Source organism: Paenibacillus tianjinensis, assembly GCF_017086365.1.
GTDB lineage: Bacteria > Bacillota > Bacilli > Paenibacillales > Paenibacillaceae > Paenibacillus_AQ > Paenibacillus_AQ tianjinensis.
In genome coordinates, this window is record NZ_CP070969.1 from 5,716,554 (window position 1) to 5,728,520 (window position 11,967).

General features: G+C 54.1%; 11 protein-coding genes and 1 riboswitch. Of the genes, 8 read left to right on the top strand and 3 right to left on the bottom strand.

All coding sequences use genetic code 11. From position 1 onward, the window contains the following. Positions 1-48: 48 nt before the first annotated feature. On the bottom strand, positions 49-2,040 hold the full coding sequence (uvrB, locus tag JRJ22_RS26625) for an excinuclease ABC subunit UvrB (RefSeq protein WP_206102212.1): 1,992 nt from the start codon (positions 2,038-2,040) through the stop codon (positions 49-51). Between the two features lie 180 nt (positions 2,041-2,220). On the opposite strand from uvrB, the gene JRJ22_RS26630 reads away from it, so the two are divergent. Together JRJ22_RS26630 and JRJ22_RS26635 are read left to right on the top strand one after the other, a co-directional pair. Then, positions 2,221-3,003 (top strand): flagellar motor protein, encoded by a 783-nt coding sequence (locus JRJ22_RS26630; protein ID WP_206102213.1) that lies wholly within the window; start codon positions 2,221-2,223, stop codon positions 3,001-3,003. After that, positions 3,000-3,881 carry an OmpA/MotB family protein gene (locus JRJ22_RS26635; RefSeq protein WP_206102214.1) on the top strand — a complete coding sequence of 294 codons (882 nt, stop codon included), beginning with the start codon at positions 3,000-3,002 and terminating at the stop codon, positions 3,879-3,881. Before JRJ22_RS26630 ends, JRJ22_RS26635 begins: the two co-directional genes overlap by 4 nt. 173 nt (positions 3,882-4,054) lie before the next feature. Here JRJ22_RS26635 and gcvH read toward each other — a convergent pair whose 3' ends face one another. Together gcvH and JRJ22_RS26645 are read right to left on the bottom strand one after the other, a co-directional pair. After that, entirely contained in the window at positions 4,055-4,447 is a 393-nt protein-coding gene (gene gcvH, locus JRJ22_RS26640; protein ID WP_206102215.1) for a glycine cleavage system protein GcvH, read from the bottom strand. A gap of 182 nt (positions 4,448-4,629) precedes the next feature. Further along, a riboswitch (glycine riboswitch) is annotated at positions 4,630-4,725 on the top strand. Then, the gene (locus JRJ22_RS26645; protein ID WP_206102216.1) at positions 4,700-4,855 is read right to left on the bottom strand and encodes a hypothetical protein; all 156 of its coding nucleotides are present in this window, start codon (positions 4,853-4,855) and stop codon (positions 4,700-4,702) included. (Overlaps the previous riboswitch by 26 nt.) 107 nt (positions 4,856-4,962) lie before the next feature. Here JRJ22_RS26645 and gcvT point away from each other — a divergent pair, with 107 nt between their 5' ends. From gcvT to JRJ22_RS26675, 6 genes are all read left to right on the top strand, one after another. Next, the gene (gene gcvT / locus JRJ22_RS26650) at positions 4,963-6,087 is read left to right on the top strand and encodes a glycine cleavage system aminomethyltransferase GcvT (protein WP_206102217.1); all 1,125 of its coding nucleotides are present in this window, start codon (positions 4,963-4,965) and stop codon (positions 6,085-6,087) included. Continuing rightward, positions 6,084-7,436, top strand: coding sequence for an aminomethyl-transferring glycine dehydrogenase subunit GcvPA (gene gcvPA, locus JRJ22_RS26655; protein WP_206102218.1), 1,353 nt, complete (start codon positions 6,084-6,086; stop codon positions 7,434-7,436). Before gcvT ends, gcvPA begins: the two co-directional genes overlap by 4 nt. Continuing rightward, positions 7,433-8,893 carry an aminomethyl-transferring glycine dehydrogenase subunit GcvPB gene (gcvPB, locus tag JRJ22_RS26660; protein ID WP_206102219.1) on the top strand — a complete coding sequence of 487 codons (1,461 nt, stop codon included), beginning with the start codon at positions 7,433-7,435 and terminating at the stop codon, positions 8,891-8,893. Before gcvPA ends, gcvPB begins: the two co-directional genes overlap by 4 nt. A 316-nt stretch (positions 8,894-9,209) precedes the next feature. Further along, positions 9,210-10,226, top strand: a complete 1,017-nt coding sequence (locus JRJ22_RS26665) for an ABC transporter ATP-binding protein (protein ID WP_206102220.1) — start codon at positions 9,210-9,212, stop codon at positions 10,224-10,226. Positions 10,227-10,244: 18 nt separating this feature from the next. Continuing rightward, positions 10,245-11,051: an ABC transporter permease gene (locus tag JRJ22_RS26670; RefSeq protein WP_206102221.1), complete on the top strand. Its 807-nt coding sequence runs from the start codon at positions 10,245-10,247 to the stop codon at positions 11,049-11,051. Positions 11,052-11,071: 20 nt separating this feature from the next. Continuing rightward, positions 11,072-11,869: an ABC transporter permease gene (locus tag JRJ22_RS26675; protein ID WP_206102222.1), complete on the top strand. Its 798-nt coding sequence runs from the start codon at positions 11,072-11,074 to the stop codon at positions 11,867-11,869. The last annotated feature ends 98 nt before the right edge of the window (positions 11,870-11,967 follow it).

The window sequence follows — 11,967 nt, forward strand, 5'->3', positions numbered from 1 at the left end:
AGAACGGCGTGGGAAGCGCCGTTCCGGTTCGTACTTGGAAGTATTGCTTTATTCAGCCCGCAGCTCCAGCAAGGCGTCGCGCAGCTCGGCGGCGCGTTCGAATTGTAGGTTCTTGGCGGCGTCCTTCATCTCGGCTTCCAGACGCTGCATCAGGCTTTGCTTGTCTTTCTTGTTCATCTTACCGCCCACGCCGGTGAGATACTCGGCTTTGGACTCGGCCACCTTGGTCGCTTCGATGATTTCGCGGATCTTCTTATTGATTGTTGTCGGTGTGATACCATGCTTCTCGTTGTAAGCAATTTGAATCGCCCGGCGGCGTTCAGTCTCGCTGATCGCCTTCTCCATAGAGTCTGTGATACGGTCGCCGTACATAATAACACGGCCATCCGAGTTACGGGCTGCCCGGCCGATGGTCTGGATCAGGGAACGCTCTGAGCGGAGGAAGCCCTCTTTATCGGCATCGAGAATCGCAACTAAGGATACCTCCGGCAAATCCAGTCCTTCTCTTAACAAGTTAATACCCACCAGGACGTGGAACGTACCGAGGCGGAGGTCCCGGAGAATTGCCATCCGTTCCAGAGTCTTAATGTCGGAGTGCATGTAGCGGACCTTGATGCCGATCTCCTTGAAATAATCGGTCAAATCCTCGGACATCTTCTTCGTCAGTGTAGTCACCAGCACCCGTTCGTCCCGCTCTACGCGTTCACGGATCTCGCTGATCAGATCATCGATCTGCCCTTCTGTCGGGCGCACCTCAATAATCGGATCCAAAAGACCGGTAGGCCGGATGATCTGCTGCACCATCGTGTCACAGTGTTCCATTTCATAAGGGCCCGGGGTCGCTGAGACATAGACGATCTGCTTCACTTTGTCTTCGAATTCTTCGAACTGCAGCGGCCGGTTGTCCAGTGCGGACGGCAGGCGGAAGCCATGCTCCACCAGGACAGTCTTGCGCGCCCGGTCACCGTTGTACATAGCCCGGATCTGCGGCAGTGTGACATGGGATTCATCAATAACAATCAGCATGTCGTCCGGGAAATAGTCCATCAGGGTGTATGGGGTCGCCCCCGGTTCCCGGAAGGTCAGCGGTCCGGAATAATTCTCAATCCCGGAGCAGAAGCCGACCTCCTTCATCATTTCGATATCATAACGGGTCCGCTGCTCCAGACGCTGGGCTTCCAGCAGCTTTCCTGCTTCGCGGAGCACTGCCAGCCGTTCCTCCAGCTCGCGTTCAATATTGACCAGTGCAACCCGCATGGTCTCCTCTTGGGTAACAAAGTGAGAAGCTGGAAATATCGCTATATGATCACGTTCACCGATAAGCTCTCCGGTCAAGACATCAATCTCGGTAATCCGCTCAATCTCATCACCGAACAGCTCGACCCGGATGGCATGTTCTCCCTGTGATGCCGGAAAAATCTCAATAACATCTCCGCGCACACGGAACGTGCCGCGTACAAAATTGATGTCATTGCGCTGATACTGGATATCCACAAGCCGGCTAAGAATCTGATTGCGCGGCTTCTCCATGCCTACACGCAAAGAAAGCAGGAGACTTCCATATTCCTGCGGCGAACCGAGACCATAAATACAGGATACGCTCGCCACAATAATAACGTCGCGCCGTTCAAACAAGGAGCTGGTTGCGGAGTGCCGCAGCTTATCTATCTCTTCATTAATGCTGGAATCTTTCTCGATGTAGGTGTCGGAGGAGGGAATGTAGGCTTCCGGCTGGTAGTAATCGTAGTAACTGACGAAGTAGTCGACGGAATTGCTCGGAAAAAACTCCTTGAACTCGCTTGCCAGCTGTGCAGCCAGCGTCTTGTTGTGTGCGATAACCAATGTGGGCCGGTTTAGCTTGGATATCAGTTGTGCAATCGTAAAGGTCTTCCCTGTACCGGTTGCTCCCAGCAGCGTCTGGTGCTTCTTGCCCTGCCGGATGCCGTTCAATAATTCCTCTATGGCATGAGGCTGATCGCCCTGGGGTGTATACTCGGACTCCAGTTTGAAAGTCTTCGTACTGACGACAATGTCGCTCATTTGCCCGTCTCCCCTCTATCGTCTAAAATATAGTAATATATATTAATTGTGGTCTGATTGTCCTGATCCCATACGATACAAAAAAATATGGGAGATAAGAATGCGTGTTCCCGTTTATTATACAGTGTTGCCTACCTTGATGCAAACCATATTATATTGAAAACTAAGGAGACTGATCCTATGGATATCACCTCAATTATCGGCCTCCTGGCTGGACTGGCCGCACTTGTCGGCGGTTTCTTCTGGGAAGGGGGCAACCTGCCCGGACTGCTGCAGCCCAACGCCGCGGTCATTGTATTCGGGGGAACGCTTGCCGCTGTTCTCATCAGCTTTCCCGCCTCCAAACTGCGCTCTATACCTTCTGCGCTGCGCATCGCTTTTGGCAGACAGCCGGATACCAACTCTGTCAAAGCTGAAGAGTTAGTATCTATGGCTGCCATCACACGGCGGGGCGGAGTGCTCGCACTGGAGGAGCAGGCTGAGGAGCATCCCGATCCCTTTACCCGCGAAGGGCTGCTGCTCATCGTCGACGGGACAGATCCGGATCAGGTCCGCCAGATTCTGGAACTGGATATGGATGCCAAAGAACTGAAATATGAAAGCTATGCCAAAATCTTTGAAGCGGCAGGAGGTTACGCTCCGACGATGGGCATTATCGGCACAGTTATGGGACTTATTCATGTACTCAGCAATCTTTCCGACCCGTCCAATCTGGGTTCATCCATAGCCGTCGCATTTACAGCAACCTTATATGGTGTAGCGAGCGCTAATTTAATATTTTTACCCATCGCCTCCAAAATCAAATCCCGCAGCCAAATGGAGCTGAACAGCATGGAAATGCTTCTCGTCGGCATCCTTGCCCTGCAGAACGGGGATCATCCTCAGCTCGTGCGCAAGAAGCTGAGCTCTTTTGTGGCGGATTCAGCAGCAGATAAAGACAACCCTTCAAGAGGCCTGCTATGAGGCAGAGAAACCGGCGCAGCCGCAGGGAAAGCGCACATGAGCCCAGGGACCGCTGGATGATTACCTATGCGGATCTGATTACGCTGCTGCTTATTTTTTTCGTCATCATGTACGCTATGAGCAGCCTGGATACGGAAAAATATAAAATCGTCACCGGATCGCTCTCCGAGACCTTTAAGACCGGGAACCCAGTACTGGAAGGCGGCAGCGGACTGCTGGACGGAGAGAACGGAAGTCAGAACAGCAGCAGCCCCGCAAACGGGCAGGAAGAAGAGATCGGCAGCGGAAACGGCCAAAACACCGGAAAGAGCGGGGACCCGGAATCAGGGAATCCAAATGCTGACACCGGCACCTCCGGGGAGAGCCAGAATGTGCAGCCGTCGGCGCGGGAGCTGGCTTTCCGCGAGCAGGAAGCTAAGCTTGCTGCCTTGATGGGGGTTATTACTAAATATGTCGAAGACAATAATCTTGACGGCCAGATCTTTGTCGCAGACAAGCCGCAGGGCATAGCAATTACGCTGAGCGACCGCTTTCTGTTCGATGTCGGCAGAGCTGAGCTGAAGCCGCCTGCGCTTCCGGCCTTGCGCCAGCTCTCCGGATTATTCCGCGGCATCGGGGCTTCCATCAGCATCGAAGGGCATACGGATAATACTCCGGTATCTGCCGGTTCGCGGTACAATGACAACTGGGAGCTGTCGGGTGCCCGCGCCCTTTCGGTGCTGCGCTTTTTCCTGGACAGTGAGGGGCTGAGTCCTGCTACATTCCAGTATGCAGGATATGCCGACACCAGACCCGCTTACGATAATTCGACTGCAGAAGGCCGCCAGAAGAACCGCCGGGTAGAGCTGATTGTCCTGCGCCAGCTGCAGGAGCAGTAGCATTTTTCAGCCGGAGATCTGAAGATTTCGACCCACAGCAATGCAAAAAGACAGACCCCGCACATAGTGTTTAATCATGTGTGAAATCCGTCCTCAAAATAACGGGTGCCTGCTTCCTTCCGATAAAAGGAGCGGCAGCCGTTTTTGTCTGATAAATTCTATAAATCCGTTTATTATTCCCCGACCAGTTCGCGGTAAGCAGCCGCATCCAGCAGTCCAGAAACCGCCTCATCATACCCGCCGTCCAGCTCCAGTTCAAAAATCCATCCGCCGCTGTATGGCTCGTCATTGATCAATTCCGGGCTGGCCTCCAGCGCATCGTTGATTTTGGTCACCTTTCCTGAGACCGGTGAATATAATTCGGAAACCGTCTTTACAGACTCAATGCTGCCCACACTGTCGCCGGCAGAAATAGCTGAACCCACTTCCGGAAACTCCACAAATACGATATCGCCAAGCAAATGCTGGGCATGATCCGTAATCCCGACCCGTACTATGCGTCCTTCACCCTGCTGCGCCCATTCGTGCTCTTCGCTGTATCGCAGGTTGTCTAACACTTCACTCATTTCAAGCCGCCTCATTTCCGAATTTGGTGTTGTAAATTTAGTTATAGACTAAGTTATCGTCCTCCGCAATGTCAATATTACTGACAGGAAATTTAAATTTGTCATCTTTTTGACGTTTTTTTGTTGACAGCGCAGCTCGATACCCGGTTTAATGGAGACAGCAGAAAACATATCGTTAGCGAATGATGGCATAGGGAGAGACTGTCTCACGAAGACAGCGCCGAAGGAGTAAGCCCGGGACGGGTGAATCTCTCAGGCAAAAGGACCTTTGCCGGACGCATCTCTGGAGAGCATCAGACCCTGCACCCGCAGCGTACTGATCACCAACGGGGAAACCTGCCGGCTTTTGATGCTGTGCAGGGTAACTCTCAGGTACAAAGGACAGAGCGGAAGGCTATTTATGCGCACAGCGCGTATTTGGCCTCCGCTCTGTCCTTTTTTTTATTGCACCGCAACCTTCCGGGAGCGGAATGTCCGCTTTTGCTTGTATGTAATCAGACCAAGGGAGTGAGCACATGGATGCTTTGAAAAGAACGCCTTTTTACGACCTTTATTCCGCTTATGCAGAGGCAAGATGTATTGATTTTGGCGGCTGGGAGCTGCCGGTGCAGTTCACCGGGATTGTCAAGGAGCATGAGGCGGTCCGCCAGCAGGCCGGATTGTTCGATGTATCGCACATGGGGGAATTCATGGTCTCCGGCAGCGGCTCGGAAGCCTTTCTGCAGCAAATGACAACCAATGATGTCAGCCGCCTCACGGACGGCGCGGCGCAGTATACCCTGATGCTCTACCCTAACGGCGGAGTTGTAGACGATCTCCTGGTCTACCGCCTCGGCGAAGAACGCTACATGCTCGTCGTCAATGCCTCCAACATCGACAAAGACTTCCAGTGGCTGCAGGAGCATCTCACTGCTGAATACAGCGGAGTCAGCCTGCAGAATGTCTCGGACGACACACTGCTGCTGGCACTGCAGGGCCCGCTGGCTGAAAGCATCCTCAGTGAAGTCACTTCGGCTCCGGTCGCCGAGCTGAAGCCTTTTCACTTCATCGAGCACGCCATGGTCTGCGGCGTAGAGGTGCTCGTCTCCCGTACCGGTTACACCGGCGAGGATGGCTTCGAGCTGTATGCCCCGCAGGATACAGCAGCCGTCTTATGGAACGGCCTGCTGGCAACCGGAAGCAAGCACGGACTTACGCCGGCCGGCCTCGGCGCGCGCGACACGCTCCGCTTCGAAGCAAAGCTGCCGCTGTACGGCCAGGAGCTGTCGGCGGATATCACCCCGCTGGAAGCGGGCGTGCAGTTCTTCGTCAAGCTGGACAAAGCCGGCTTCATCGGCAAGGAAGCGCTGGTGAAGCAAAAGGAAGCCGGCCTGCCCCGCCGCCTCGTGGGGCTGGAAATGATCGACCGGGGTATCCCCCGCTCCCATTACCCCGTCTACGCGGATGGCGTGAAGATCGGCGAAGTAACGACCGGAACCCAGTCCCCGACACTCAAACGCAATCTCGGACTTGCGCTGCTGGATGCAGCTTATAGCGAAATCGGCACAGAAGTTTACGTGGAGATCCGCGGCAAGCAGCTGAAGGCTGCCGTTGTCAAAGCACCGTTCTACAAAAAGAGCCAAGGAGTGAAGCCGCAATGAAACACCGCTATCTGCCCATGACTGAACAAGACCGCCAAGAGATGATGAAAGCGGTCGGAATCCAGTCCATGGAGGAATTGTTCTCCGATATTCCGCAGGCTGTCCGTTATCAGGGCACGATGCCGATGTCGGAAGCTCTGGATGAATACGCTCTGCTCCGCCACATGAAAGAATTGGCCGACAAAAATGCCAATTTCGATACCCATGCCAGCTTCCTCGGCGCCGGGCTGTATGACCACCATATCCCGGTTGTGATCAACCATGTCATTTCCCGTTCCGAATTCTACACCGCTTATACCCCCTATCAGCCGGAGATCAGCCAGGGCGAGCTGCAGGCAATCTTCGAATTTCAATCCTACATTTGTGAGCTAACAGGCATGAAAGTAGCCAATGCCAGTATGTATGACGGCGCTACTGCTTTCTCGGAAGCGGCTGTCCTGGCAGCAGGTGCTACGAAACGCAAGAAACTGGTTGTTTCCCGCACGGTTCACCCGGAGGCACGCCAAGTGCTGCGCACTTCGGCCGGCGCCTGGGGTCTGGAAGTCGTGGAAATTGACTATAAAGACGGCGTAACCGATCAGGCTAAGCTGGCTGAAGCCATCGACACTGATACGGCTGCCGTATTGGTGCAGTCCCCGAACTTCTTCGGGGCGATTGAGGACCTCGGTGCCATCGAACCGCTGATCCATGCGGTTAAAGGTCTGTTCGTCGTTAGCGCCAACCCGCTGGCGCTGGGCGTTCTGGAATCGCCGGGCAAGCTCGGGGCCGACATTGTAGTCGGCGACGCGCAGCCGCTTGGTATTCCCGCATCACTCGGCGGTCCAACCTGCGGCTTCTTCGCCGTAGCGGAGCCGCTGATGCGCCGCATGCCCGGCCGGATCGTCGGCCAGACGGTAGACCGTAACGGCAAACGCGGCTTCGTCCTGACCCTTCAGGCCCGCGAGCAGCATATCCGCCGCGAAAAGGCGACTTCCAACATTTGCTCCAACCAGGCGCTGCTGGCGTTATGCGCTTCCGTATACTTGTCCGTGATGGGCAAAGAAGGCATGCGCGAGGTTGGCGGGCTCAATATCCGCAAGAGCCATTATGCCGCAGGCAAGCTAGGAGAATTGAATGGTGCAGCCCCTGCGTTTACCGCGCCGTTCTTCAATGAATTCGTCCTGAAGCTTCCGGAAGGAAGCAGCGTCAGCGAGATTAACTCGAAGCTGATTCAAGCAGGTTTTATCGGCGGTTATGATCTGGGCCGTGACTATCCGGAGCTTAGCGGACATATGCTGATTGCCGTCACTGAGAAACGAAGCAAGTCTGAAATCGACCAATTCGCCAAGCTATTGGAGGGCTGTATATGAAACCGGAACAAAGTCTGATCTTTGAGCTTAGCCGTCCCGGCCGCTCAGCCTATTCCCTGCCGGTATGCGATGTTCCCGAGGATGAAGCAATGGAGTCGCTGATTCCGGCCGGATTGCTGCGCAGTGAGCCAGTTGTACTTCCGGAAGTATCCGAAGTGGATGTTATCCGCCATTATACTGCCCTTTCCCGCCGCAACTTCGGCGTCGACAACGGCTTCTATCCGCTCGGCTCCTGTACGATGAAATATAATCCGAAGATTAATGAAGATGTCGCCCGCTTCCCGGGACTGGCCAAGATTCATCCTTACCAGCCGGAGAAAAGCATTCAGGGCGCACTTGAACTGATGTATACCCTGCAAAAGGATCTGGCCGCACTTACCGGTATGGATGCCGTCTCGCTCCAGCCTGCCGCCGGAGCCCATGGCGAATGGACCGGCCTGATGATGATCCGCGCCTACCATGAGAGCCGCGGCGAGACCCGCACGAAGGTCATCGTGCCGGATTCCTCGCATGGCACCAACCCGGCCAGTGCCGCAGCTGCGGGCCTTACAACCGTAACGATTCCTTCAAATAGCAAAGGGATGGTTGATCTTGAAGCCTTGAAAGCAACAGTCGGCAGCGATACTGCTGCGCTAATGCTGACCAATCCGAGCACGCTCGGCTTGTTCGAGACGCAGATCGTAGAGATCGCAGCGATTGTCCACGAAGCCGGCGGCCTGCTGTACTATGATGGAGCCAACTCCAATGCGATCATGGGCATTACCCGTCCGGGCGATATGGGCTTCGACGTCGTGCATTTGAATCTGCATAAGACGATGAGCACCCCGCACGGCGGCGGCGGTCCGGGAGCCGGACCTGTCGGCGTGAAGGCGAAGCTGATTCCGTTCCTGCCACAGCCCACGGTAGTCCAGAACGAAGACAGCAGCTTCTCCTTAAACTACGGCGGACCGGAATCAATTGGCCGGGTCAAGGCTTTTTACGGCAACTTTGGTATTCTCGTCCGTGCTTACGCCTATATCCGCACCTACGGACCGGACGGCCTGCGTGAGGTTTCCGAGAACGCTGTGCTGAATGCCAACTATATGATGCACCGGCTGGCGCCGTATTTTGAAATCCCGTACCCTGGGGTCTGCAAGCATGAATTCGTCATGTCCGGCCGGAACCTCAAGCAATACGGTGTGCGTACACTCGATGTAGCCAAACGGCTGCTCGACTTCGGCTACCATCCGCCGACCGTCTACTTCCCGCTGACCGTCGAAGAGTGCATGATGATCGAGCCGACCGAAACTGAGAGCAAGGAAACACTCGACGGCTTCATTGAAACGATGATTCAGATCGTCAAGGAAGCCCAGGAGACACCGGAGATCGTGATCAACGCTCCGCACACCACTGAGATCAGCCGTCTGGATGAGACCCAGGCTGCGCGGAAGCCGGTATTGAACTGTTCCTGCGGCTAATTTATAAGCTATAAACAATAAACAAGCGGCTAATCCCGAAGTCCTGACAGGCCTCGCGGATAGCCGCTTTTTTTCAATATATATATTATTTCGAGCGGAAGATCTTTCATTGCTGCAGCATCCAACTAACTCAGCGGCTATCCCGGTCTGCATTAAGGACCGCCCGAGAGCCGTTTTTTTTTGGCAACATCCGCTACGGTCCAATATTATTTTTCAGTTATCGATTTAATCTGATAGTTTTCGACATTTGCCTAATGCTATATTTACTGGACATGTCTTTTGAGAGATGACAATCCAGGATGAAGGAGGATTACCCTTGAGTATTATTGAAGCCAGAGGACTGTCCAAGTCCTTTCTGCAGGCGGTGAAGGAGCCGGGGCTAAAGGGAGCGCTCAAGCATCTGCTCGTGCCGAGGAATATTACCAAGATCGCGGTGCAGCCGCTGGATCTGAGCATTGAAGCCGGGGAGACTGTTGCCTACGTGGGGCCGAACGGTGCCGGCAAGTCCACCACGATCAAGATGCTGAGCGGCATACTGATGCCCTCTGCGGGCAGTATTTCTGTAAACGGTATCAATCCGTATAAAAAAAGAATGGAGAACGCCGCCCAGATCGGCGCCGTCTTCGGCCAGCGCACCCAGCTGTGGTGGGATATCCCGATTGTTGAATCTTTTTCGCTGCTGAAGGATATTTACCAGATCCCCGAACCGGTGTACCGGACAAATCTCGACCAATTTATTGAACTGCTGGGGATGAGCGAGTTCATTCACTTATCCGCCCGCAAGCTCTCCCTGGGGCAACGCATGCGTGCCGATCTGGCCGCCGCCCTCTTACATAACCCGCCCATTGTCTATCTGGATGAACCGACGATCGGCCTGGATGTCTCCGTGAAGCAGAAGATCCGCGAATTTATCAAAAAGATCAATCAGGAACAGCATACTACCGTGATGCTGACCACCCATGATCTAGGCGACATTGAAGACCTGTGCAAACGGCTGATTATCATTGACCACGGCTCGATCATTTATGACGGCAGCCTGAGTGAGGTGAAATCGCGTTTTGCCAAAAGCCGGGTGATTTTCTTCCAGGTGGGCTCCCCGATGCCGGAGCTTTACGAACAGCTGGCACAGACCGACGGGATGAAGCTGGAGCTGCAAAGTGAACAGGAGTTTTCGGTCTCTTTTGACCGGTATGAATATACCGCCAGCGATGTGGTCAGCCGGGTAATGCGGCATGGGGAGGTCATTGACTTCCGGATGGAGGATGCCAACATCGAGCAGGTGATTAAGGCCGTCTATGACGGAAATCTGGTCCTGAATCAAAGCGGTCAATAAGGAGGTATAGCCACAGTCATGTCTGCCATTCAAATAAAGAAATACAGGAGCATTGCCAACCGCTCCCTGCAAAATGTGCTGGCCTACCGGACCTCTTACGTCATCGGCTTCCTGGCGAATGCCGTGAATCTGCTGGCGATCTACTTTTTATGGCATGGGATTTACAGCGGCCGGGCAGAGGTCGGAGGCTATAGCTGGGATCAGATGAAAACCTATCTGCTAGTCACCTTTTTGGCCAATTCCGTGCTCTCCTGGTACTCCGAAACGTCCATCTCCGGTAAAATCCTCGACGGAAGTGTTGCCGTAGATTTGCTGAAGCCGATTGATTTCCAGACCGCCCGCTTCTCGGAGACACTTGGGGCCAGCTTACTCGAAGGCGGAATGAGTGCCATCCTGCTGATTCTGTTTGCTTCTTTTCTATCGGGGATCACGCTTCCGCATTCGCTGCTCGTATATGTGCTGTTTGCCTTAAGCCTGCTTGGGGCGATTCTGGTGAAATTCGGCGTTGTGTATCTGGCGGCATTGCTGTGCTTCTGGTCTACCGGCTCGATGGGCATCGTCTGGACCCGGATTGCTGTCACTAACCTGTTGTCCGGAGCGCTTGTGCCGCTGGCCTTTTTTCCGGACTGGCTGGAGCGGCTGGCGTTATATCTGCCGTTTCAGAGCATCATTCATACGCCGACCATGATTTTTCTGCAGCAGACCGGTACCCTGGAAAGTCTGAAGCTGATCGCGCTGCAAGCCTTCTGGGGAATTGCGTTATGGATCGCCGGCAAAGGCATGTGGAACTGGGCGGTCCGCCAGGTAACAATTCATGGAGGCTAAGTCGAAAGGAGTGATGACCGGTGCGGGTGTCACGAATGTTCTATCTGTACAGAAGGCTGTACGTGCAGCAGCTCAAGGCCATTCTCGAATATAATAAGGATTTCTACATCTTAATGTGCTCCGCGGCGCTAACACAGGTGCTGGGTTTTGTCTTCCTTTGGGTGATCTATGACCGGATTCCCGACATCAACGGCTGGCAATTCTGGGAAGTGACGTTTATGTATGCGATGATTTTTGTGACTGAGGGCGTGGGCTCGTTATTTTTTGAAGGCACCTGGCGGATGGGCAGACTGGTAAATATGGGCGAGCTGGACCGTTATCTGCTGCGGCCGGTACCTGTAGTACTGCAGGTCTTTTGCACAGGTATCGGAATCAACGGCCTCGGCAACCTGCTCATCGGCGGAGTGATTATCTGGCAATCGCTGGTTCACGGGCATATCCACTGGACTCTGGGCAAAATCACCATTACCCTCCTGCTCCTGCTTACAGCGGTGATTATCCGGGTATCGATCAATCTGGCTGCCAATTCGGCTGCCTTCTGGATCAAAAACGCCGGCAATGCTTTTCCGCTGATGGTGCATAATCTGGCTGACCTGGCCAAATATCCGCTCACGCTGTTTCCGCAGGCGATTCGAGTGTTCGTCTCGACTGTACTCCCTTATGCTTTCATCAGCTTCTACCCGGCAACCTATATTTTCGGCAAAAGCGATTGGTCCGGCTGGTGGATGCTCGCTCCTGTCGCGGCGCTGGGAAGTGCGGCGGCCGCGTATGGCATCTTCCGCTTCGGGCTTTCGCGCTATGAGAGTACAGGAAACTAAGCGGCCCAAGCAAGTATTAAGCACAACAAATAAGAGCAGTGCGGAGATTCCGCACTGCTCTTATTATTTACCATTACTGCGATATTCAGAGTTACCTT